The 22,064-nt window shown below is 68.3% G+C and carries 21 protein-coding genes; 13 read left to right on the plus strand and 8 right to left on the minus strand.

Annotation, left to right across the window (positions count from 1 at the left end):
• Positions 1-90: 90 nt before the first annotated feature.
• The 3 genes from ABD727_RS03250 to ABD727_RS03260 are packed head-to-tail and all read left to right on the plus strand — an operon-like array spanning position 91 to position 3,613.
• Positions 91-1,596 (plus strand): MFS transporter, encoded by a 1,506-nt coding sequence (locus ABD727_RS03250; protein WP_344705953.1) that lies wholly within the window; start codon positions 91-93, stop codon positions 1,594-1,596.
• Between the two features lie 59 nt (positions 1,597-1,655).
• Positions 1,656-2,627: an MDR/zinc-dependent alcohol dehydrogenase-like family protein gene (locus tag ABD727_RS03255; RefSeq protein ID WP_344705954.1), complete on the plus strand. Its 972-nt coding sequence runs from the start codon at positions 1,656-1,658 to the stop codon at positions 2,625-2,627.
• Complete coding sequence (locus tag ABD727_RS03260) at positions 2,624-3,613, plus strand: Gfo/Idh/MocA family protein (protein ID WP_344705955.1); 990 nt, start codon at positions 2,624-2,626, stop codon at positions 3,611-3,613. Before ABD727_RS03255 ends, ABD727_RS03260 begins: the two co-directional genes overlap by 4 nt.
• Here the strand turns inward: ABD727_RS03260 and ABD727_RS03265 are convergent.
• From ABD727_RS03265 to ABD727_RS03300, 8 genes are read right to left on the minus strand one after another with little or no spacing between them, the layout of a single operon-like run.
• Complete coding sequence (locus ABD727_RS03265) at positions 3,536-5,188, minus strand: hypothetical protein (protein WP_344705956.1); 1,653 nt, start codon at positions 5,186-5,188, stop codon at positions 3,536-3,538. The two genes, ABD727_RS03260 and ABD727_RS03265, sit on opposite strands and share 78 nt — an antisense overlap.
• 4 nt (positions 5,189-5,192) lie before the next feature.
• Positions 5,193-6,230 carry a UDP-glucuronic acid decarboxylase family protein gene (locus ABD727_RS03270; protein ID WP_425566751.1) on the minus strand — a complete coding sequence of 346 codons (1,038 nt, stop codon included), beginning with the start codon at positions 6,228-6,230 and terminating at the stop codon, positions 5,193-5,195.
• On the minus strand, positions 6,227-7,330 hold the full coding sequence (locus ABD727_RS03275) for a CgeB family protein (RefSeq protein ID WP_344705957.1): 1,104 nt from the start codon (positions 7,328-7,330) through the stop codon (positions 6,227-6,229). The genes ABD727_RS03270 and ABD727_RS03275 overlap by 4 nt, the downstream gene beginning before the upstream one ends.
• Positions 7,327-8,421, minus strand: a complete 1,095-nt coding sequence (locus tag ABD727_RS03280; protein ID WP_344705958.1) for a CgeB family protein — start codon at positions 8,419-8,421, stop codon at positions 7,327-7,329. The genes ABD727_RS03275 and ABD727_RS03280 overlap by 4 nt, the downstream gene beginning before the upstream one ends.
• On the minus strand, positions 8,418-9,524 hold the full coding sequence (locus ABD727_RS03285; protein WP_344705959.1) for a CgeB family protein: 1,107 nt from the start codon (positions 9,522-9,524) through the stop codon (positions 8,418-8,420). The genes ABD727_RS03280 and ABD727_RS03285 overlap by 4 nt, the downstream gene beginning before the upstream one ends.
• A complete protein-coding gene (locus tag ABD727_RS03290; RefSeq protein ID WP_344705960.1) occupies positions 9,521-10,612 on the minus strand; it encodes a glycosyltransferase in 1,092 nt (363 codons plus the stop codon). The genes ABD727_RS03285 and ABD727_RS03290 overlap by 4 nt, the downstream gene beginning before the upstream one ends.
• The gene (locus tag ABD727_RS03295; RefSeq protein ID WP_344705961.1) at positions 10,609-11,694 is read right to left on the minus strand and encodes an SDR family NAD(P)-dependent oxidoreductase; all 1,086 of its coding nucleotides are present in this window, start codon (positions 11,692-11,694) and stop codon (positions 10,609-10,611) included. The genes ABD727_RS03290 and ABD727_RS03295 overlap by 4 nt, the downstream gene beginning before the upstream one ends.
• Positions 11,691-12,806 carry an NAD-dependent epimerase/dehydratase family protein gene (locus tag ABD727_RS03300; protein ID WP_344705962.1) on the minus strand — a complete coding sequence of 372 codons (1,116 nt, stop codon included), beginning with the start codon at positions 12,804-12,806 and terminating at the stop codon, positions 11,691-11,693. The genes ABD727_RS03295 and ABD727_RS03300 overlap by 4 nt, the downstream gene beginning before the upstream one ends.
• A 246-nt stretch (positions 12,807-13,052) precedes the next feature.
• On the opposite strand from ABD727_RS03300, the gene ABD727_RS03305 reads away from it, so the two are divergent.
• From ABD727_RS03305 to ABD727_RS03350, 10 genes are all read left to right on the plus strand, one after another.
• Positions 13,053-13,622, plus strand: a complete 570-nt coding sequence (locus ABD727_RS03305; protein WP_344705963.1) for a histidine phosphatase family protein — start codon at positions 13,053-13,055, stop codon at positions 13,620-13,622.
• Positions 13,622-14,401, plus strand: a complete 780-nt coding sequence (locus ABD727_RS03310; protein WP_344705964.1) for a TIGR04290 family methyltransferase — start codon at positions 13,622-13,624, stop codon at positions 14,399-14,401. Before ABD727_RS03305 ends, ABD727_RS03310 begins: the two co-directional genes overlap by 1 nt.
• Positions 14,398-15,330: a beta-xylosidase gene (locus ABD727_RS03315; protein WP_344705965.1), complete on the plus strand. Its 933-nt coding sequence runs from the start codon at positions 14,398-14,400 to the stop codon at positions 15,328-15,330. The genes ABD727_RS03310 and ABD727_RS03315 overlap by 4 nt, the downstream gene beginning before the upstream one ends.
• A 14-nt stretch (positions 15,331-15,344) precedes the next feature.
• Positions 15,345-16,469 carry an inositol-3-phosphate synthase gene (locus ABD727_RS03320; RefSeq protein ID WP_425566798.1) on the plus strand — a complete coding sequence of 375 codons (1,125 nt, stop codon included), beginning with the start codon at positions 15,345-15,347 and terminating at the stop codon, positions 16,467-16,469.
• Positions 16,438-16,995 (plus strand): DUF1003 domain-containing protein, encoded by a 558-nt coding sequence (locus tag ABD727_RS03325; protein ID WP_344705967.1) that lies wholly within the window; start codon positions 16,438-16,440, stop codon positions 16,993-16,995. The genes ABD727_RS03320 and ABD727_RS03325 overlap by 32 nt, the downstream gene beginning before the upstream one ends.
• A 78-nt stretch (positions 16,996-17,073) precedes the next feature.
• The gene (locus tag ABD727_RS03330; RefSeq protein ID WP_344705968.1) at positions 17,074-17,826 is read left to right on the plus strand and encodes an inositol monophosphatase family protein; all 753 of its coding nucleotides are present in this window, start codon (positions 17,074-17,076) and stop codon (positions 17,824-17,826) included.
• 35 nt (positions 17,827-17,861) lie between these two features.
• Positions 17,862-18,953 (plus strand): ABC transporter ATP-binding protein, encoded by a 1,092-nt coding sequence (locus ABD727_RS03335; protein WP_344705969.1) that lies wholly within the window; start codon positions 17,862-17,864, stop codon positions 18,951-18,953.
• Entirely contained in the window at positions 18,950-19,834 is an 885-nt protein-coding gene (locus tag ABD727_RS03340; protein WP_344705970.1) for a carbohydrate ABC transporter permease, read from the plus strand. Before ABD727_RS03335 ends, ABD727_RS03340 begins: the two co-directional genes overlap by 4 nt.
• The gene (locus ABD727_RS03345; protein ID WP_344705971.1) at positions 19,824-20,666 is read left to right on the plus strand and encodes a carbohydrate ABC transporter permease; all 843 of its coding nucleotides are present in this window, start codon (positions 19,824-19,826) and stop codon (positions 20,664-20,666) included. Before ABD727_RS03340 ends, ABD727_RS03345 begins: the two co-directional genes overlap by 11 nt.
• Positions 20,663-21,967, plus strand: a complete 1,305-nt coding sequence (locus ABD727_RS03350) for an extracellular solute-binding protein (RefSeq protein WP_344705972.1) — start codon at positions 20,663-20,665, stop codon at positions 21,965-21,967. The genes ABD727_RS03345 and ABD727_RS03350 overlap by 4 nt, the downstream gene beginning before the upstream one ends.
• Positions 21,968-22,064: the final 97 nt, after the last annotated feature.

A 22,064-nucleotide genomic window follows, 5' to 3' on the forward strand; every position in this document is an offset into this window, starting at 1 on the left:
TCACCTGTGAATACCTATTCTGCTGCACTGCACAAAGGATTGGCACTGCTCGGCTTTCCTGCTTTCGTGCGGGAGAGTGGAGGGACAGTAATGGATCAGGTGACAGGTCGGCTGGAGAAGCCGCGGCAGGGTTGGACGGGGCTTTGGAACATCTCGTTCGGCTTCTTCGGAATCCAGATCGGCTTCGCGCTCCAGAATGCGAACATGAGCCGCATCTTCCAGTCACTGGGCGCGAGCATCGACGACCTGCCCTGGCTGTGGGCGGCGGCGCCGCTGACCGGGCTGCTGGTCCAGCCGATCATCGGTTTCATGAGCGATCGCACCTGGCTCGGCCGCTTCGGCCGGCGGCGTCCCTACTTCGTCGCGGGTGCGGTGCTCGCGGCGCTGTCGCTGCTGCTGATGCCGCTGGCGCCGATGCTGCTCGCCGCGGCGGTGCTGCTGTGGATGCTCGACGCCAGCCTCAACATTTCGATGGAGCCATTCCGTGCGTTCGTCGGCGACCAGTTGCGGCGCGACCAGCATACCACGGGCTATGCGGTGCAGACCGCCTTCATCGGCGCCGGCGCGGTGGTCGGCTCGCTCTTCCCCTATCTGCTCGAACATTGGGGTGTCGCCAACGTCGCGCCCGGCGGCGGCATTCCCGACACGGTCAAGTGGAGCTTCTGGGCCGGCGGAGTCGCGCTGTTCCTCGCGGTGATGTGGACCGTACTGACCACGCGCGAATATTCGCCCGAGGAGATGCGCGGCTTTGGCGAGGAAGTCGAAGGCGACGGAAGCCAGACGGTCCGGGCACTGGCCGCGCGAACCTATGGCGGAAGCCTGCTGTGGGTCGGCGCCGGGGCGCTAGTCGTCCTTGCCGTGGTCGAGCTTGCGCTCGAGAAGGAAGTGTATCTCCTCGGCGGACTGCTCATCACCTACGGGCTGCTCTCGGCGATCGCGATCGCGCTCGCCAAGCAGGGTCGTCCGGCGACCATGCTCGGAAGCCTGGTCGGCGACTTTTCGGGCATGCCGCCGGTGATGAAGCAATTGGCGCTGGTGCAATTCTTCAGCTGGTCGGCGCTGTTCATCATGTGGATCAACACCACGCCGGTCATCGCCCAATATTTCTTCGCGACCACCGACGCCGACAGCGCCGCCTACCAGGAAGCCGGCAACTGGGTAGGCGTGCTGTTCGCGGTCTACAACGGGGTCGCCGCAATCGCCGCGCTGGCCATCCTTCCGGCGCTCGCCAAGCGGATCGGCAAGGCCCGCACCCATGCCATCTGCCTCATCGCCGGAGCGCTCGGCTACGCGAGCTTCTTCGTCTTCCGCGATCCGCAGCATCTGCTGATCGCCGAGGTGGGCGTCGGGATCGCCTGGGCCTCGATCCTCGCCATGCCCTACGCGATCCTGGCGAGCGCGCTGCCGCAGGCCAAGCTCGGCACCTACATGGGCCTGTTCAACATCTTCATCGTCGTGCCGCAGCTGCTGGTGGCGACCGTCATGGGGTCGATCATGAAGGCCTTCTTCCCGGGCGAGCCGATCTGGACGATGGCCTTTGCCGCGGGAGTGATGGCGCTGGCGGCAATGGCGACGCTGCGGGTCAAAGAAGCCTGAGCGGGGCAGCAACCTTCTCCAGCCCCTCTCGTTGAGGGGCTGGAACGAAGGGGAGCCTCTTGCCAGACACCACCACCATGCGCGCGGCCGTTCTTTCCGCGCCGCAGACGATCACCGTGTCCGAACTGCCGAAGAAGGAGCCGGGCGAAGGGCAGGTCCGGGTACGGCTGGAAGGGTGCGGCGTTTGCGCCTCGAACCTCGGTCCGTGGAGCGGCCCCGAGTGGCTGCAATATCCCGGTGAGCCGGGCGGGATGGGCCACGAGGGCTGGGGCACCATCGAGGCGGTCGGCCCGGGGGTCGAAGGTCTGGCGGTCGGCGACCGGATCGCGGCCTTGAGCTACAACAGCTACGCCAGCCATGATCTTGCCGACGCAGACAAGGTGGTGAAGCTTCCGGAGGCGCTTGCCGGACAGCCCTTCCCGGGCGAGCCCTTGGGCTGTGCGTTCAACATCTTTCGCCGCGCCGACATCAAGGCCGGGCAGACCGTCGCGATCGTCGGTATCGGTTTCCTCGGCGCGCTTCTGACCCGGCTCGCGACCGACGCGGGCGCGCGGGTCATCGCGATCAGCCGGCGTCACTACAGCCTGGAGGTCGCGCGCGAGTTCGGCGCGACCGAGACCATCCCGATGACCGATCACCACAAGATCATCGAGCAGGTCAAGGAGCTCACCGGCGGCAAGTTCTGCGAGCGGGTGATCGAGGCGGTCGGCAAGCAGTGGCCGCTCGACCTCGCCGGCGAGCTTACCGCCGAGCGCGGCAAGCTGATCGTCGCCGGCTATCATCAGGACGGCCCGCGGACGGTCAACATGTGGCTCTGGAACTGGCGCGGGATCGACGTGATCAACGCGCACGAGCGCGACCCGCAGGTCTACATGGACGGGATCCGCGAGGCGGTCGACGCGGTCGCGAGCGGACGTCTCGACCCCAGCCCGCTCTACACCCATCGCTACAAGCTCGATGAACTGGCGCAGGCGCTCGACGCCACCCGCGACCGGCCGATGGGCTTCCTCAAGGCGATCATCGAACCATGAGCGACAAGCCCCGGCTAGGCTTCCTCGGAATCGGCTGGATCGGTCGCAACCGGATGGAAGCGATGCTCGGCACCGGCCTCGTCGAAGTCGCCGCGATCGCCGACCCTAGCCACGAAATGCGCGAGGAAGCGGCGGCGCTGGTGCCGGACGCGGTGGTTGCCGAAACGCTCGACGAGCTGCTGACGCAGGATCTCGACGGACTGGTCGTCGCAACCCCCTCGGCGCAGCATGCCGAGCAGTCGATCCGCGCGCTCGAGGCGGGACTCGCCGTCTTCTGCCAGAAGCCGCTCGGGCGGACCGCGGCGGAGGCCAGGGCTGTGGTCGATGCGGCAAGGGCGGCCGACAAGCTGCTCGGCGTCGATCTCAGCTACCGCTTCACAAACGGGATGCGGGCCATCCGCCGGGCGATCGCGTCGGGTGACCTCGGCCAGCCGTTCGCGGCCGACCTCGTCTTCCACAACGCCTATGGCCCGGGGAAGGACTGGTTCTTCGACCCCGCGCAGTCTGGCGGCGGCTGTGTCATCGACCTTGGCGTGCACCTCGTCGACCTCGCCTTGTGGGCGATGGAGTGGCCCGAGGTGGTGAAGGTCGAGAGCCATCTGATGAGCGGCGGCAAGCCGCTGGCCGATGCGGCCACGACCTGCGAGGATTATGCGGTCGCGACGCTCACGCTCGGCAATGGCGCGGTGGTCCGGCTGGCCTGCTCGTGGAAGCTGCCGGCGGGCAAGATGTGCGAGATCGCCGCGGACTTCTACGGCACCGGCGGCGGCGGCCTGTTCCGCAATGTCGGCGGCAGCTACACCGACTTCGAGGCGTTCCGAACCGCCGGCACCGAGCGCTGGCATGCGGCCGAGCCCGATAGCGACTGGGGTGGCCGGGCGGCGGCGGACTGGGCCAGGCGGCTCGCCTCAGGCTCGGCGTTCGACCCCGAGGCAGAGCGGCTGGTCGAGGTCGCACGGGTCCTCGACGCCATCTACCAGCGCTAGCTCGAAGCGGTGCGCGGCGGCGCGGTGACGCGCGGCCTCGTCGGAGCCGACCATCGCTTCGCTCATCCGGTGCGCACCCAACCGGAAGGCGGCGTAGGCGATCCGGTAGAAGGCGAGGAGTTCGGGATCGCAGCCGAGCAGCTTCTCGAGGGCGGTGACCTCGGACCGGGCGAGGTCGAGCTCGATCGCGGCCGCCGCCACGTCCCAGGCGAGGTCCTGACAGCCAACGAGGTCGTGCGCCTGGTGATGGTCGAGCGCATCGGCCTTAAGGAGTTGACCGGACGGCAGACGGAGCCACTCGTGCGCAGCGAGCCTCCCGTCGATCGTCACCGGCCGAACCCTGGCTTGCAGCACGTCTGCGGGCGGATTCCAGCGGGACAGAGCGGGCACGTTGCGCCGAACCATCGTGACCAGCTCGGCAAGCGACGCGCCGGGGCCCGCGGGAAGGGTGGCGCGGAGTGCGAGATAAGACGCGAGCTCATCGAGCGTCGGCTGCGTCGGGCTCGCCTCGGCATGCCAGCGCTGGACCAGCCAGCCGTGCGTCAGGCCGGCGACCTCGGGTCCGAAGCCGGTGCGGTGGAGCAAGCGGGCAAGGGCGAGTTTGCCCTCACCGATTGACCCTAGTCCCGCAAAGCGGACCAGCCACTCGACACCGTCGGCGCGAACGAGGAACTTGGCGCGCTCCCAAGCAGGCGTGACCGGCGGCCAGGACCGCTCGTCGGCGCTCCACCGCGGGCGCCAGGCGCCGGCAAAGAGGTCATCCCAGCGGTCGATCGGCCCGGTAAGCTGCTCGACCCACGAACGCAGGCCGTCGATGCGGGCGACCGGGCGCTGCGCTTTGGCCCAGCGCGCGCAGTGGGCGGCGTCGGCCTCTGGGCCGAGATCGCCGTCGTGGCCGGGGAGGAAGGCGATGCGGTCGCGGGGCACGCCGCGGGCCTCGAGCCAGTCGGCGACGCAGCCGAAGCTGCTTCCGGACAGGCCGGGCCCCTCGTCGACGATGACATAATGCGCCGGCCCCTCGAGCAGTTCGGCGGCCAGCCCCTCGTCGAGGCGAAGTTCGCGGCGGAAGGGATCGCCGGTCGGGCGCAGCGTCACGGGTCGAGGCGCCCCCAGCGCCGCCGCGGCAATGGCGGCGAGCCCCGCGCCAATGCTGCGCAGGCCGATCAGCCGTGGCCGCGCCTCGAGCGCAAGCATCCGTGCCGCCAGGCCATAGGCCTCGGGGTAGAGGGCGTAGAAGGCATAGCCTTCGGGCAGCCGGACTAGGACATTGTCGGGGAGAACGGGGATCGGCGGGATTGGCGGGGCAAGAGCGCCGGGACAGCCCAAGTCCCACGAGTGCATCAGCGCGCCGGCTTGATCCATCAGGGCGTTGAGGAGCGCGTCCTCCGCGGCACGACGCCGATCGATCCCGGCCGCCCGGAAGTCGCGGTCGGCGACGGCCTGGGCGAGTCCGGCGAGGGTGATGAAGCGGGCGCGCAGGCGGTCATGGTCAAGCCACCGGCCCTCGTCCGAGGCGAGCTCCTGCAGGCACCGGGCGGGGACGACCTCCTGCTCATGGTCGCCGTAGACCAGCATGAGCCTATTCGGCGGCGGCGAGAGAGGTCCTTTCGCCGCCCGCCGCGGCGAACCGCATGACGGGCTCGTCGCGACGCAACTGCGCCGCGAAATAGGGGATGGTCGCCTTCAATCCGTCTTCGAGGCTGACCTTGGGGGACCAGCCGAGCAGCGCCTTGGCGTGGCCGATGTCGGGCTTGCGCCGGCGCGGATCGTCCTCGGGCAACGGCTGCTCGACGATCCGGCTGTCGGAGTCGGTCAGGCGCAGCACGCGCTCGACGAGGTCGGACACGGTCAGTTCGTGCGGGTTGCCGATGTTGACGGGCCCCGGCTGCGGCCCGTCGTGCGCCATCAGCCGCAGGATGCCTTCGACCAGATCGTCGACGTAGCAGAAGCTGCGGGTCTGGCTGCCGTCGCCGTAGACCGTGATCGGTGCGCCCGACAGCGCCTGGCAGATGACGTTGCTGACGACGCGCCCGTCGTCGGGGTCCATCCGCGGGCCGTAGGTATTGAAGATCCGAACCACGCGCACCTCCGCCCGGCCAAGACGGTCGAAATCGAATGCCAGCGTCTCCGCCGCGCGCTTGCCCTCGTCGTAGCAGGCGCGCGGACCGGTGCAGCTGACGTTGCCGCGATACTCCTCGCGCTGTGGATGCGCCTCGGGATCGCCATAGACCTCGCTGGTCGACGTCAGCAGGAAGCGCGCGCCCTGCGCCTCGGCCAGTCGGAGGAGGTTGCGGGTGCCGAGCACGTTGGTGAGCATCGTGTGCTCGGGATCGGCCTGGTAGGCGGGCGGCGAGGCAGCGCAGGCGAGGTTGTAGACGTGGGTGAAGCGGCCCTTCAGCACCGCCGCGGGTAGCGGCTCGATCACGTCGTGGGCGACGAAGTCGAAGTTGCCGTGCGACCGCAGATGATCGATGTTTTCCTCGCGCCCTGTCTGGAGATTGTCGAGCACGACCACTTCGGCGCCGCGCTCGAGCAGGCGGTCGGCCATGTTGGAGCCAATGAAGCCCGCGCCTCCGGCGAGCAGTACCCGCTCCGTCATTCCCTTAGGCACCGTCACGCTTCCGTCCATCCTTCTCCGGCAAGGGCCGCCGTATGTTTGCCAACCATGGCTTCCTCAAGATGGCGTTCGAGTTCGCCGGCCCGGACCGCCGACGTGTGCTCCGCCAGCGCCCTAACGCGTGCCGCCTCGCCGATCGCGCGTGCCTGGGCGGGAGCGATGCCTTCGAGCGCGGCAACCACGTCCTCGGTCGTGCGTGCAAGCAATATCTCGCGGCCCGGCTCGAACAGCTGGTCGAGCCCGTCCCAGACATCGGAAATGACCGGGCAGCCGCACATCGCCGCTTCGAACAGTCGGACGCTCGGGCTCCATCCGGCCGCGATCATGTCGGCACGGGTGACGTTGAGCGTGAAGCGGCTGGCGGCATAGAAGTCGGGGTGCTCGGCCGGCGGGACATGCTCGATCCGCTCGACGTTGGCGGGCCATTCGATGTCGCCGGGGTAGAGCGGGCCGGCGACGCAGAAGCGCCGTTCGGGAAGCGCGCGCGCGGCGGCGCAAAGAAGCTTCTCGACCGTCGGCTGGCGATCCTCCGACCAGGTGCCGAGATAGGACAAATCCCAGCGGCTCGGCACGTCGAGCGGCCGGTAGATGGCGGGATCGGCCTGGCAGTAGAGCGCGCGGGCGCCGGGCGAACCCAGCTCGCGCTCGATGAAGCGCAGCGTGGGGCCTCCGGTGAAGCTCAGATAGACGTCGAAGCCGGGGATCAGTTCGGGGCTGAGATATTCGAAGTCGCCGCGAGCGAACTTGGCCAGCGTCACCGGCGTGTCGATGTCGTAGAAGGCCGTCACTCCGCGCGCGGTCTGCTGCACGAAACGACCGACGTCCACCCCTTGCGGCACGTAGGAGCCGACCATGACCGCGTCGGCGCGCGCGATCTCGCCTTGCCAGCGTTCGAGGTCCTTGAGATCCGAATAGAATGAGAGCCGGCAATAGTCGGGATCGGCAAGGTCGCGCTGGCTGGCGTACCAGGGCACGTCGCGCTCGAGGAACAGGATGTCGTGCCCGCGCGTGGCGAACTCGCCGAGCAGACCGCGGAAGGTGGTCGCGTGGCCGTTGCCCCAGGAGGAGCTCAGCGACAGGCCGAGGACGACGAGCTTCATGCCGCCACCAGCTCGCGCTTGGCGGCAAGCTCGGCGCGGAGCACCCGGTCGGCCTCGACCCCGCGATGCGCATAGGTGTGCTCGGCCAGCACCCGGGCGAGCGCGGCGTCGCCGATCGCTCGGGCGCGCTCGGGCGTGAGGCGGGCAAGGTGATCGGCGACATCCTGTCCGTCGCGCGCGACCAGCACTTCCTTCTCGGGCTCGAGGAACTGCTCGATGCCTTCCCACGCGTCGGTGATCAGGCAGGCGGCGGCGCCGGCGGCCTCGAAGACGCGGGTGGCGGGCGAGAAGCCGACGTTGGCCATGCTGTCGCGAGCGACGTTGAGGACCGCTGCGGGCGAGCAGTTGAAGGCGTTGTGGTCGGCGGTCCCGACATGACCGACGGCGTGGACATTGGCCGGCATGCCCTTGCCCGCCCAGCCGTTGCCGCCGAGCAGGAACCTCTTGTCCGGGCTGACTTCTGCTGCGCGGAGGAAGAACTCCTCGACCCGGGCCTCACGATCGGGAAGACGGTTGGCGAGAAATCCGAGATCGGCGGCGAAGCGATCCTCGCGCGGCACCGGATGGTGGGTGGCGGGATCGAGGGCATTGTAGATGGGCACGCACTTCCTCGCGCCGAAGCCCTCGTAAGCGGAGATGACCGGCGGACCGCCGCCATAGGTCAGCACGAGGTCGAACTCCGGCAGGCGGCGGCGCAGCGGATGGTCGGGCGCCCCGGCCAATTCCTCGAGCGTCGCCGCGGCATCGACGTCCCAATAGACCTTGAGCGCGTTCGGGGCTGCCCGGTCGAGCACGCCTTCGGTCAGCTCGTCGTCGAACACTCCGACGCCACTCGCCTTGACCGCGATGTCGGCGGCGGCGGCCTCGTCGAGCACTCGCCGGCAGGCATCGGGAGTCGCGTCATAGACCACCGAGCGGGCATAGGCGGGCGGGTCGATGTCCCTGTGCTGCTGCCGCTCGAAGGCGTCTGGCTCGTAGAAGGTGATGGCGTGGCCGTGACCCGCAAGCTCCTTGAGAATGCCGCGATAGTAGGTCGCCGCGCCGTTCCAGTAGGCGCTGAGAAGGGAGGAGCCGTAGAAGGCGATGTTCATGCGTCGACCTTGTCGGTGAGGGTGGCGACGATGCCGAGCAGCTCGTCGACCCGGTGGGCGCAGCTGTGGCGGGCGCGGATGGTGGCGAGACCCTTGGCGGCGAGGCGCTCGCGAAGGGCGGGATCGTCGCGCAGGGCGGTGAGGTGGCGGGTCATCTCGGCACCGTCGCGCGCGACAAGATAGTCCTCGCCGGGAGTGAACAGGCCCTCGCTGTCGTCCCAAGGCGCGCTGACCAAGGGGATCCCGCAGGCGAGCGCCTCGAACACGCGGATGGTCGGGATGCCGGGGAGCACCTCGCGATAGAAGCGGCGGGGGACGTGGACCGTGGTGAGCGCCCTCGCGAACACCTCCGGCGCGGCGGCGTTGGGGAGCCATCCAGCGAATCTGATGCCGTAGCGGGCCAGCGTCGCGAGCGCCTCGGGTGGGTAGCGGACGCCATGGATGGTGAGCGGAAGACCGGCCTGCGCGGCGGCGCGGAAGAGATATTCCTCGAGCTCGGCCGAGCGCTCGCCGTCGCCCCAGTTGCCGATCCAGACCAGTCCCTCGCGCTGCTGTTCGCGAACCGGCGGATGGAACAGGCGCGTGTCGGCGGCCTCGTGCCAGGTCCAGACCCGGCCTTCCCAGCCCCAGCGACGGTAGACCTCGCTCAGCGTCTCGCCGAACGCCAGCACCCCGTCATAGCCCGACAGGTCGAAGGCGCGGATCGCCTGCGGATCGCTGACCGCGCGGTGGTGCGTGTCGTGGAAGAGGAGGGTGAAGCGGGCGCCAGCCTTGCGCAGCGCTCCGATCGCGGCGACCAGCGCGGGCTCGTTCCACTCATGGACGATGACTAGGTCGGAATCGCCGACGAGCGCGTCGGGGGCGGCATCCGGAGCGAAGGTCTCGATCACGTCCTGAAGGTCGGGGTAGGCGGCGCGCCAGGCGTCGAGACCCTGCTCGCCGCCGTCCTGGCGGAGGTTGTCGAGGCTCCAATTGCGCCCCGGCTCGAGCGCGCGGACATGGTGGCCGCGGGCCTTCAGCTCGCGCAGGATGCCGCGCAGGAAGTGCGCGTTGCCGTGATTCCAGCAGCTGCGGAGCGAATGCGTGAAATAGGCGATCCTCACGCGGCGACCTTCTGCCGCTCGACGAGCCCGTCGTAGAGATCGAGCATCGCGCTTCCCATGGCATGCGGGGAGAAATGCGCGGCGCGCGCCCGCGCCGCGTCGCCCAATTCGCCGCGAAGCTCGGGCCGGGCGACCAGCCGCTCGACCGCGGCGGCGATGGCATGTTCGTCGAGAGGGTCGACGAACAGCGCCGCACCGTCCCACAGCTCGCGGAAACCCGGTCGGTCGGCGAGCACCAGCGCGCAGCCACATTGCGCGGCTTCGAGGACGGCAAGGCCGAACGGCTCATAGAGCGCGGCCGAGACGAACACCGGCCGCTCGGCGAGGAGGCTGGCAAGCTGCTCCGACGACAGCGGGCCAAGCGCCTCGGCATAAGAGAGGCGAACCGCGCTGTCGGTAGGACCGTGGAGCGGTCCGGCGGCGCGGAAGGGGATCCTGCTCAGCGCCGCGGCCCGGTCGAAGGCGGCGACATTCTTGCCCGAATCCCATAGCCGACCGGCGGTCAGCGCATAGTCGACGGGGATCGCCGCTGGACCGGCGAGTTGGTGGCGGCCGTTGTGCACGGCCTGCGGCAGCGACGGCAACGCGTAAGTCTCCTGCACCGCCGCGGCGAAGGCGCGGGTAGGTGCGACCACCAGCGCGCTCGCAGCAAGGCCGCGCGCGACCATCGCCGAGCGCCAGGCGAGATCGTCGGGCAGGGGGCCACTCTTGACCGCGTCCCACCAGGTGCCGACGCAACTGTGGACGACGCTGACGACCGGGGCAGGGTAATCGGCGAGCGCGAGCGCCGGACTGTGGAGCTGGACGAGGTCCGCTCCGGCCTCGCGGGCCAGGGCGGCGAGCGCGGTGGCCGCGGCGAGCACCTCCTCGTCGCTGCCCGCGGTCCAGTCCAGCGGGAGGCTTGTCCCGACAAGCTGCAAGCCCGGCACCGCGGCGGCGTCCGACATCTGCTCGTTCGAAGGCGGAGGACCGAGCACCGCGAGCAGGACCACCATGTCCTCGGCCCCGGCGAGTGCCCGGGCAAGGTCGAGCGAATAGGTCCAGACGCCGCCGACCGCGTCGGTGGTCAGCAGCAGTCGCTGCCTCATGCCGGAACCCTGAGGCGGACCGTCTCGCCCTCGAGCGGGAGCCCGCGCTCGGCGGCAAGCCAGTGGGCAAGGGTGGCGACTCCATCCTTCCACCCGCGGGCGGGCGCGAGCCCGAGCTCGCTCGCAATCCGGCGGGTATCGGCAACGAAGTAGCGCTGGTCGCCCGCGCGCCAGTCGGAATAGCGGACGTCGGGCGTGCGGCCGGTGAGCGCCTCGATATGGCGCATCAGCTGGCGGAGGCTGACCGCATTGGCGGGGCCACCACCAAGGTTGAAGGCGCGCCCGGCAATCCGGTCGATCTGCTTCCACGCGGCCATGTAGGCGTCGACCGCGTCGCCGACGTCGAGGATGTCGCGGACCTGCGCGCCGTCGCCATAAAGGGTGATGGTCTCGCCCTCGAGCGCGCGGATCAGGAAGTGGGCGACCCAGCCCTGGTCCTCGGTCCCCATCTGCCGCTGGCCATAGATGCAGCTCATCCGGATGACCGCGGCGGGCAGGTCGAAGCTGCGCGCATAGTCGAGCACATATTGGTCGGCGGCGCCCTTCGAGCAGCCGTAGGGCGTGTGGAAGTCGAGCGGACGCGCTTCGCCGATGCCGTGGCAGCGAACGTCGGGATCGACCGGCTCGTAGCGCTCGCCCTCGAGCCGGAACTCGAGGTCGGCGAGATCGCCGTAGACCTTATTGGTCGAGGCGAAGATCAGCGGCGTTCGGCGACCGGCGGTGCGCAGCGCATCGAGCAGATGCAGCGTCCCGCGGACGTTGATGTCGAAATCCTCGCGAGGATCGACGAGGCTGGTCGTGACCGCGACCTGCGCCGCCATGTGGAAGACGGCTTCGGCCTCGCGCGCGGCGGCGGCGAGGCTGTCCTCGTCGCGGATATCGCCGCGGGTGAAGCTGATCCTGTCACCGTGGCGCTGCTGGAGCCAGGCGAGATTGCGCTCGACCCCCGGACGCGACAGGGCGTCGAACAGGTGGACCTCATGGCCCTTGGAGGCGAGGCGGTCGGCGATATTGCTGCCGATGAAGCCCGCGCCGCCGGTGACGAGGACCGGCTTCGATCGAAGCAGCGCAGGGCCGCTCACGCGACCAGCCCCCGCGCCTCGAGTTCCGCCCGGGCGGCGTCGACCCGGTCGACCGCGGTCTGGCTGGCGACCCACTGGGCGAGTTCCGCAAGACCCTCCTCGAAGTCCTTGGTCGCCTCGAAGCCAAGCTGGTCGGCGGCGAGCGAGGTGTCGCAGAAGCAGTGGCGGATGTCGCCGATCCGGCCCTTGCCGGCAATCTCTGGGTCGAGACCCTTCTTGCCCATCGCGCGGGCAAGGCTCTGGGCGACCTCGCGCACCGAGCGATCCTGGCCCGATCCGATGTTGAAGACCCCGCCCGCGGCCTGCGGCAGTTCGAGCGCGTCGGCGAAGGCCCGGGCGACGTCCCCGACATGGACGAAGTCGCGGCGCTGCTCGCCGTCCTCGAAGATTACCGGCTTCTGGTCGTTGAGCAGGCGCGAGGAGAAGATGGCGAGGACGCCGGTGTAGGGATTGGAGAGCGCCTGGCCGGGGCCGTAGACGTTGAACAGGCGGAGGCACACGCCCTCCATGCCGTAGGCGCCGGTCATGATGAGCGTGGTGCGCTCCTGCACATATTTGCCGAGCGCGTAGATGGAGGCGAGGTCGGGCCGCTTCCATTCGGGAGTGGGAACGGGCTGGAGCGGCCGCCCCTCGGCATCGACCGGTTCCCAGCTCTGGCCGTCGCCGGCACCGGCGCTACGAACCGCGTCCTGCACGAGGGTGCCGTCGGCATCGCGGTAGAGGCCCTCGCCGTAGATGCTCATCGACGAGGCGGTGACCACACGGCGGACCGGACGATCGATCAATTTCTCCATAAGTACCGCGGTGCCGACGTCGTTGACGCTGGTGTAGCGCTCGACCGCATACATCGACTGGCCGACACCGACCTCGGCGGCGAGGTTGATGACGCTGTCGGTGCCCTGGAGCGCCTTGGTCACGACGTCGCCGTTGCGGACGTCACCAACGATCAGTTCGACGTCCGAGGGAAGCATCTTGGAGCCGTCCACCTCGCCGTGAACCTGCTCGATCAGGGCGTCGAGGACACGAACGCGGTGGCCGCGCTCGAGGAGTTCGCGGCAGACGGAGCGACCGATGAAGCCGGCACCGCCGGTGACCAAGACTGTCTCGCCCACGCTTCCATTCTCCCCGCAAGGCCTTATGCCGGTTTAGCCGAAGTCCCGGCTTCTGAATGAAGCTTCTTCTTGTTTGTTCCCCGTCATGGCGGCTTCTTTGTCGCGGTGGTGCAACGATTTAGACCTCATCGATCGCTGACTTGCGCCATCTTCAACTAGTCGTTCCGGTACCTGCAACGATTCTTTGTTGCCGGAGGAACAAAGCTTTTCCCTTGCTGTTGGGCAGGCGAAACACGGGGAGACGGCGTGCCTTCGGTCCACCTGCTACGCCATGGGGCGCATGACGATGTCGGGAAGCGGCTGACGGGCCGTTTGCCTGATCGCGGCCTGACCGAGGCGGGACGGGGGCAGGCACTTGACGCCGCCGCCCGGCTCGACCGCTCGCCGCCGTCCGCCATCTACGCCAGCCCGCGCCGCCGCACGCGCGAAACCGCCGCGATCGTCGCCGAACGCTTCGGCCTTGCCGTCATGGAAGCCCCTGCGCTCGACGAAATCGACTTCGGTGAATGGGCTGGCCGCGACTTCGCCGAGCTCGATCGAGACCCGCGCTGGTTCGCTTGGAATGCCGAGCGCGACACGGCCCGCTGCCCCGGTGGCGAAACTCAGCGCGAGGCGCAGGCGCGTGCGCTCGCCTTCACCTTCGAGGCCTCTGCGCGCCATGGCTCGACGCCGCTGCTGGTCACCCATTGCGACATCGTCCGTTCGCTGGTCTGCTGGTCCGAGCGCCGGTCGCTCGGCGACATCCACGCCGTTCGCTGCGATCCCGGTGCCCTCGTCACACTCGATCTCGCCGCAACGGCGAGGGTGGCCGCCTGATGCTCAAGACGGGCGAGCCTGTCCTCGACAAGGCACAGATCGAGCGAAGGGTTGCGGAGCTCGGGCCGTGGTTCCACGATCTCGACCTCGATGGCGTGCGGACCGCTCCCGACCACTTCCTGTGGGGCTATCCCGAGAACAAGTACAAGCGCTTCCGCCACGTCATTCCCGAGGACCTCTCCGGCAAGAGCGTGCTCGACATCGGCTGCAACGCCGGCTTCTACAGCTTCGAGATGAAGCGGCGCGGCGCCGCGCGGGTGCTCGGGATCGACCATGACGAGCGCTATCTCGAGCAGGCTCGCTTCGCCGCCGGCGTGTTCGGGCTGACCGACATCGAGTTTCGCCGTGGCGAAGTCTGGGACGTCGGCGCGCTCGGCGAACGATTTGATGTCGTGGTGTTCATGGGCGTGCTCTACCACCTGCGCCATCCGCTGCTCGCGCTCGACCTCATCCGAGAGCATGTCGCCGACGACCTGCTGCTGTTCCAGTCGCTGCAGGCGGGGAGCAAGGGCATGTACCGCCCCGACCCCGACTATGATTTCTTCGATGGCCTCGGCGAATTCGACCGACCCGAGTGGCCGCGGATGCATTTCATCGAGCAGCGCTATGCCGGCGACCCGACCAACTGGTGGGTGCCGAACGAGGCCGCAAGCGCGGGCATGCTGCGCGCCGCCGGCTTCGACATCGTCGAGCATCCCGACACCGACGTCTTTCTCTGCCGTGCCGCCGCCGCTCCGGCCGGTGCCGCGGTCTATCCCGCGAAAGGAAGCCTCGCTTGATCGAAGCCGCGATGATCTGGAACGAGCCCAACAACAAGTCGCATTGGGATCCGCAGATCGACCCTGACTGGTCGAAGTTCGCCGAGATGGGCAAGCTTGCGGCGCGCGCGATCCACGACGTCAACCCGCAGGTCAAACGGGTGCTCGGCGGGATCTCGCCGATCGATCCGCAATATATCCAGCGGCTCGCGGGGCACGGCCTGATCGAGGAACTCGACGTGATCGCGGTCCACGGCTTCCCGCTCGACTGGAACCTGTGGAACATCAACGAATGGCCCCAGCGGCTTGACGAGATCCGCGCGGTGGTGCCCGATCATGAGCTGTGGGTGACCGAGGTGGGCGTCGGGAGTTTCGGCGCCGAGGAAGTGCAGGAGTTCGGGGTCAAGCGGACGGCCGAGCTGCTGATCGGCAAGGTGCCGAGGGTCTTCTGGTATTCGCTCTACGACCTCCCGCAGGCGTGGGGCGCGACCACCCGGCACAAGGAGGCCGAGGGCTCTTCTTACTACCGTCATTTCTACATGGGCCTGATCAAGGAAGACGGTACGCCCAAGCTCGGCCTCAAGGCGTTCGAGCCCTATGCTGGCGACCTCGGGCTGATGCAGTGGTTCCACTATCAGGACCCGCGCCTCGACGATGCCGTGGCCTGGCTCAAGCGCCTCGGAGTGAAGCATCTCCGCACCGGCCTCAGCTGGGCGGACAGCTTCCGCCCGGACGCGCTCGGCTGGTTCGACCGGCAGATGGAAGCGCTCGAGGACTTCGACGTCACCGTCACCTTCTGCTTCACCCCCGAGCATCTAGGGATCGAGCCGCACCACACCAGTCCGCCTCGCGATCCGCAGCAGTTCGCCGACTTCTGCGCGCAGATGATCGAACGTTACGCGCCGGTGGCCACCAACGACGCCAGGCCCGCGCTGGCCGCCGCAGAATAACAGGAACAGAGATGATGGAGCCGCAGATCAACATCGCCATTGCCGGGATCGGCAACTGCGCCAGCAGCTTGGTGCAGGGCATCGCTTACTATCAGAATGGCGGTTCGAACGAGCAGATCGGCCTCATGCACTGGGATCTCGGCGGCTACCGTCCGCGGCACCTGCAGGTGGTCGCGGCATGGGACGTCGATGCGCGCAAGGTCGGGCGCGACGTCAACGAGGCGATCTTCGCGCAACCGAACAACACCCAGGTGTTCTGCGACCATGTCCCGCCGACCGGCGCGGTCGTCCGGATGGGCAAGCGCCTCGACGGGGTTGCGCCGCACATGGCCGACTATCCCGCCGAGCGCAGCTTCATGCTCGCAGACGGACAGCGGGAGCCGAGCCAGGAGGAGGTCGTCCGGGTGCTGCGCGAGACCAACGCGCACGTGCTGATGAACTATCTTCCCGTGGGCAGCCAGCAAGCCACCGAATTCTATGCCGAATGCGCGCTCGAGGCGGGGGTTGCCTTCGTCAACTGCATCCCGGTGTTTATCGCGTCCGACGAGACTTGGGCGAAGCGCTTCCGCGACAAGGGCGTCCCGATCATCGGAGACGACATCAAGGCGCAGCTCGGGGCGACCATCGTCCACCGCGTGCTGACGGACCTCTTCGCCAAGCGCGGCGTCCGGCTCGACCGGACCTACCAGCTCAACACCGGTGGCAACACCGACTTCCTCAACATGCTCGAGCGCTCGCGCCTCAAGCAGAAGAAGGAGTCGAAGACCGAGGCCGTCCAGGCGGTCGCCGAGCGCCGGCTCGAGGACGAGAACATCCATGTCGGCCCTTCAGATTATGTCGCCTGGCAGAAGGACAACAAGGTCTGCTTCCTTCGGATGGAAGGGCGGATGTTCGGCGACGTGCCCTTGAACCTCGAGCTTCGACTCTCGGTCGAGGATTCGCCCAACAGCGCCGGGGTGGCGATCGACATGATCCGCTGCGCCAAGCTCGCGCTCGATCGCGGCGAGGGCGGGCCGGTGGAGGCGCCGGCGGCTTTCTTCTGCAAGCATCCGCCGCAGCAGATGACCGACGACGAGGCTCACATCGCCACCGAAGCGTTCATTCTCGGTGAGCCAGCTCCCAAGTCACGAGTCCACTAGCAACACTCCGACGGTCCAGCTCGCTGACGGGCTGGCCTCGGCGCTGACCCGCAACATCGCGGCGCTGGCCGAGCGGCGCAGGCTCGAGGACGAGCGGGCGACCGCCGACCAGCGGATTGCGCGAACCATCACCCGCTTTGCCGGGTCGATGTGGTTCGTCTACCTGCATGCCGCAGTGGTGCTGGCGTGGGTCGCGATCAATCTTGGCTGGACCGGATTTGCGCCGTTCGACGAGACGTTCGTGATCCTCGCCACGGTCGCGTCGGTCGAGGCCATTTTCATCTCCACCTTCATCCTCATCGCGCAGAACCGCGCCGCGGAGGCGGCCGATCGGCGTGCCGACCTCGATCTCCAGATCAGCCTCCTGTCCGAGCACGAGGTGACCCACCTCATCCGTCTGCTCACGGCCATCGCCGAGAAGCTTGGGGTCGAGGAGGCACGCAGTCCCGAACTCGAGGAGCTCAAGCGCAACGTCGCGCCCGAGGCGGTGCTCGAACGGCTCGAGGAAGAGAGCGACGATCCTTGATGTCGTCCCGGCGAGGTCGGCATCCTGTCCGAGATCCCGGTCTTCGCCGCGATGATGGACTGGGTTATGGCCCTCGCCATGATCCTTCCCTTCCTTCACCGGCTTTCCACCACCGCCCGCGGCGTGACCCTCGGCGCACCCGTTCCGAGCGCAGACAACAAGGCTGGTGAGGGCGCCTTCGACCCCGTCACCGAGATCGACCGCGTGGCCGAGCGCGTCCTGCGCGGCGAGATCGAAGCGGCCTTTCCCGAGGACGGGATCGAGGGCGAGGAATATGGACTCATCCGCGGCGAGGCCCGGCGCCGCTGGCTGCTTGACCCCGTCGACGGCACCCGCGCGCTCATCTGCGGACTGCCAAGCTGGACCACGCTTGTCGCGCTGGTCGAGGATGGCGAGCCGACCCACGGCTTCATCGACAGCCCGGCGCTCGACGAACTGATGACCGGAACTCCCGAGGGGGCGCTGCTGAACGGTCGTCCAGTGCGCGTCTCTTCGTGCACCAGCCTCGCCGAGGCGCGGCTGTCGACCACCGATCCCTATCTTTTCGCCGGGCGCGAATCCGAAGCGTTCGAGCGGGTGCGGAGCGGCGTACGCCTCGCCCGCTACGGCCTCGACGCGCTCGCCTATGCGCGGCTTGCCGCCGGTCACCTCGATCTCGTCGTCGAAAGCGGCCTCAAGCCGCACGACTGGGCCGCGCTGGTGCCGGTGGTGCGTGGCGCGGGCGGAGTGGTCGGCGACTGGCGCGGGGGAACGGACTTCGCCGGCGGCGCGATCGTCGCCGCGTCGACGCAGGCTTTGTTCGACGAGGCGGTATCTTTGTTGAACGGCTAGTTGCCGCGGTCGCCTTTGCCGCTAAGCTGCCGCCCGTGCCGGGTCTTCAGCTTCGTGGCGTGTCCAAAGCGTTCAAGGGTACCGCGGTGCTAGACGCGGTGGATCTCGACGTCGGCAGCCGCGAGTTCATCGCATTTCTCGGCCCGTCGGGAAGCGGCAAGACGACGCTGCTGCGGATCATCGCCGGGCTGGAAACGGCGGACAGCGGCGAAGTGGTCCTTGACGACCGGCGGATCGACGTCCTCGGTCCGGGCGAGCGCGACGTCGCCATGGTGTTCCAGTCCTACGCGCTCTACCCGCACATGTCGGTGCGCGAGAACATGGCGTTCGGCCTCCGCAACGCGAAGGTCGCACCCAACGAGATCGAGCGCCTGATCGCCGATGCCGCCCGGGTGCTCGAGATCGAGCCCTTGCTCGAGCGCAAGCCGGCGCAGCTTTCGGGCGGGCAGCGGCAACGGGTCGCGATCGGTCGCGCGATCGTCAAGAAGCCGCGCCTGTTCCTGCTCGACGAGCCGCTCTCCAACCTCGACGCGGCGCTTCGCCTGCGGACCCGGGTCGAGCTTGCCCAGCTTCGCCAGCGGGTCGAGGCGGGGGTGATTATGGTCACCCACGATCAGGCCGAGGCGATGACGCTGGCCGACCGCATCGTCGTCTTCCATGACCGCCAGATCCAGCAGGTCGCGGCGCCGATGGAGATATATCTTCGCCCCGCCAACAAGTTCGTCGCGCAGTTCGTCGGATCGCCGGCCATGACCATCCTGCCCGTCAAGCTCGTCGATGGCGGAGAGCATGCCGCGGTGGCGCTCGGCAACGGCGCACGCATCGAAACAATGGTCCCCCGGGCAAGCCTTCCGGCCGGCGGTCCGCTCGAGATCGGGCTGCGCTCCGAACATGTCCGGGTTGCTTCCGACGGCACCGCAGCACTGGAGGCGGAGGTGGTGCTAGTCGAACGCCTCGGCGATCGCAGCCTCGTCTACGCGCGCCTCGCCGACGGGGGCGAGGTCACCGCCGAGGACAAGGGCACCAGCGTGCTCAAGGCGGGCGAGCGCGTCGGCCTCGCCATCGACGGCGCTTCGGCGCACCTCTTCGGTCCCGACGGCACCGGCTTCCACCGGGCCGGCGCATGAGCCAGGCGGCGCGCCGCCGCGATCCCGGGCTCGCCTTCGTCGGGCCCTTCCTTCTCGTCTACTGCCTGGTGCTGATCCTGCCGATGCTGCACGGCATCTGGCTGTCGCTGCACGTGATCGACATCTGGGGCGACGGGCGCTTCGCCGGGCTTGCCAACTATTCACGGCTGTTCGCCGACCCGGTGTTCGGGCAGAGCCTCGTCAACACATTCATCGTCACGCTGATGATCGTGCCGCTGCTTACGGTGATCGCGCTCGGCCTTGCGCTCGCGCTCAACCGGGCGACACGGGGCGCAGCGATCCTGCGTGGCATCTTCTTCTCGTCCGCCGTCCTGTCGGTGACGATCGTCACCCTCATCTGGCGCTTCATCCTGGCTCCCGACGCCGGGCTCCTCGGCGAGGTCTGGCAGTCTGCCGGGTGGGAGCCACTGCCCTTCCTCTCGTCGCCCGGCCTCGCGCTGTGGGCACTTGCGATCACCACCATCTGGTGGTCGATCGGCCTTCCGATGCTGCTGTTCCTCGCCGGGCTTCAGCAGGTCCCCGCTGACCTCTACGAAGCCGCCGCGCTCGACAAGGCGAGCCGCTGGCGGACCTTTACCCAGATTACGCTGCCTGCGCTGAGGCGCACGACGATCCTCGTCGTCATGCTCCAGACCGCAGCGCAGCTTCAGTTGTTCGGCCAATCGCAGCTTCTAACCGCGGGCGGCCCGAGCGGCGCGTCGCGGACGGTGGTCCTGTTCATGAACGAGGTCGCCTTCGGCCGCTGGGAACTGGGCTATGCGCAGGCCGCGGCCGAGATGCTGTTCCTGATCATCCTTGGCGTGACGCTGACCCAATATTGGCTGACCGGCCGGGCCGGGGAGGGCGATCATGGCCGCTGACGCCGTCTCCGCCCGAACCCGGCTTCCGCTCGCCGCCTGGATCGGCGTGCTGCTTGGCGCCGCGGTGATGCTGACGCCCCTGCTGTGGACGCTGGCGTTGAGCTTCAAGGCCAATTCGGCGCTGGTCGGCAACAGCGGCGCGGCGCTGACTCCGCCGTGGACGCTCGCCAACTATGCGGCGATCTTCGGCAACGGGCAGACGCTCCGCTGGCTGATCAACAGCACGATCGTCTCCATCGGGACGACGATCGGCGTGCTGATCCTGTGCAGCCTCGCCGGCTACGGTTTCGCCCGGCTCGACTTTCCCGGACGACGCTGGCTGTTTCTCTTCGTGCTCGTCGGCCTCGCCATTCCCGGACAGGCGGTGATCCTGTCGCAGCACCAATTGTTCGCGTGGACCAACCTCCACAACAGCTATCCCGGGCTGATCCTGCCCGGCCTGACGACCAGCTTCGGGGTCTTCTTCATGACCCAATATATGCGCGCGATCCCGCGCGAGCTGGACGAGGCGGCGCTGCTCGACGGCGCAAGCCATTGGCGCATCTTCACCCGCATCATCCTCCCACTGACGGTACCCGCGCAGTCGACGCTGGCGGTCTTCACCTTCCTCGGCTCGTGGAACGACTATTGGTGGCCGCTGATCTCGGTGACCCGGGCCGACATGTACACGCTGACGGTCGGCCTCGCCGCGGCACAGATGAACTATGCGCAGACGTCGGGGCTCGGCTACCTGATGGCGCAGGCGATCTTCGCCTCGCTGCCGATCTTCGTCGTCTACCTCATCTTCCAGAAGCAGATCATCCAGGCGATGGCGGGAACGGCGATCAAGTGAGGCGCTTGCTCGCGCTCTTCCTGCTGGTCGCGCTCGGCAGCTGCTCGGGCACGGAGCGCGGGCAGGGGCTCTACATCCAGCGCTTCTTCGGTGAGTGCACCAGCGATTACGGGACCGCGACCGACATCGCCAAGGCCGAAGGCGAGTGCGGGATCATCACGACGATGATCAACGCTTTCCGCGCCGCCCACCCCGAGGCTCGGGTCAGCCAGAATGTGGTCGCCTGGCCAGGCTACAGCCAGCTCACCGCGCAGCTCGCGGCGCGCCAGCCGCCCGACCTCGTCACCATGCACAGCGGGGTCATTCCCGACTATGCCGGCAAGGGCCTGCTCGAGTCGGTCGAGCCCTATCTTGCGGCGGCCGGGATCGCTCCAGCCGCCTTCACCCCGGCCTCCCGCCAGGGGGTGACGTGGAAGGGCCGGATGTACGGGCTTCCGTGGGACACTCACGGCGGGCTGTGGCACGTCAACACCAGGCTGTTCGCCAAGGCCGGGCTGATGAAGGACGGCAAGCCGATCCTTCCAACCAGCCCCGAGGAATTGCTCAGCCAAGGCCGCCAGTTTCGAGAGCGGACCGGCAAGCCCTACCTCATCCAGAGCTTGGTCGGCGATCCGGCGGGCGCGGCACGGACCCTCTACACCTACATGATGGCGCAGGGAGCGCCGATCTTTCCGAGCCCGCGACGGATCCAGCTCGACACGCCCGAAGGCCGCCGCGTCGCCGAACTGTTCCGCCAGGTCACCGCCGAAGGGATCGGCACCAGCAACATGGACACGCCTGCCGCCATTGCCGCCTTCATGAACGGCGAGGGTGGGGTCTATCCGACCGGGACATGGATGATCGGCCAGTTCGAAACCGAGGAGAAGACTGTCGGCCGGCCGCTCTACAAGAGCTACGGCGTCTTCCCTTATCCCGCGCTCTACGGGGCCCCGGTGATGTTCGTGTCCGGCCATGCCTGGGTGGTGCCGAAGCGCGAGCGCACCCCGGCCGAGAAGCAGGCGATCGTCGACTTCTTCCGCTTCATGACCGCGCAAGGGTCCAACTGGGCGCGCACCGGGCATCTGCCGGCGCTGCAGTCGGCAGTGGACAGCCCGGCCTTCCTGTCGATGCCGCACCGCCGCGACATCGCTCCCGTCGCGCGGATCGGTCGGGCCCTGCCCGACGGGGTCATGCGCCAGAATGCGGTCGAGGGGCTGGTCGGCGAGGAAATGGCGGCGGCGATTACCGGGCAGAAGCCGGTCGAGCGCGCACTCAGCGACGCCGATCGCCGGGTCAACGAGTTCCTCGCCGAGGTCCAGTAGTCACCCCGCTGCAACATGGGCCCTTCATTCTGGCGCCTAGCCGACACGGCGTCTTGCTCCCCTAAGTCACTAGCGAGTAGCCTCTTGTTTAACAGGG

Source organism: Sphingomonas swuensis (assembly GCF_039538045.1).
Classification (GTDB): domain Bacteria; phylum Pseudomonadota; class Alphaproteobacteria; order Sphingomonadales; family Sphingomonadaceae; genus Sphingomicrobium; species Sphingomicrobium swuense.

Bases quoted from the DNA above. Each gene is read 5' to 3' on its own strand.
- ABD727_RS03250 (WP_344705953.1), top strand. From the start codon at position 91: ATGGATCAGGTGACAGGTCGGCTGGAGAAGCCGCGGCAGGGTTGGACG.
- ABD727_RS03260 (WP_344705955.1), top strand. From the start codon at position 2,624: ATGAGCGACAAGCCCCGGCTAGGCTTCCTCGGAATCGGCTGGATCGGT.
- ABD727_RS03265 (WP_344705956.1), bottom strand. From the start codon at position 5,188: ATGCTGGTCTACGGCGACCATGAGCAGGAGGTCGTCCCCGCCCGGTGC.
- ABD727_RS03275 (WP_344705957.1), bottom strand. From the start codon at position 7,330: ATGAAGCTCGTCGTCCTCGGCCTGTCGCTGAGCTCCTCCTGGGGCAAC.
- ABD727_RS03280 (WP_344705958.1), bottom strand. From the start codon at position 8,421: ATGAACATCGCCTTCTACGGCTCCTCCCTTCTCAGCGCCTACTGGAAC.
- ABD727_RS03290 (WP_344705960.1), bottom strand. From the start codon at position 10,612: ATGAGGCAGCGACTGCTGCTGACCACCGACGCGGTCGGCGGCGTCTGG.
- ABD727_RS03310 (WP_344705964.1), top strand. From the start codon at position 13,622: ATGCTCAAGACGGGCGAGCCTGTCCTCGACAAGGCACAGATCGAGCGA.
- ABD727_RS03320 (WP_425566798.1), top strand. From the start codon at position 15,345: ATGGAGCCGCAGATCAACATCGCCATTGCCGGGATCGGCAACTGCGCC.
- ABD727_RS03330 (WP_344705968.1), top strand. From the start codon at position 17,074: ATGATCCTTCCCTTCCTTCACCGGCTTTCCACCACCGCCCGCGGCGTG.
- ABD727_RS03340 (WP_344705970.1), top strand. From the start codon at position 18,950: ATGAGCCAGGCGGCGCGCCGCCGCGATCCCGGGCTCGCCTTCGTCGGG.
- ABD727_RS03345 (WP_344705971.1), top strand. From the start codon at position 19,824: ATGGCCGCTGACGCCGTCTCCGCCCGAACCCGGCTTCCGCTCGCCGCC.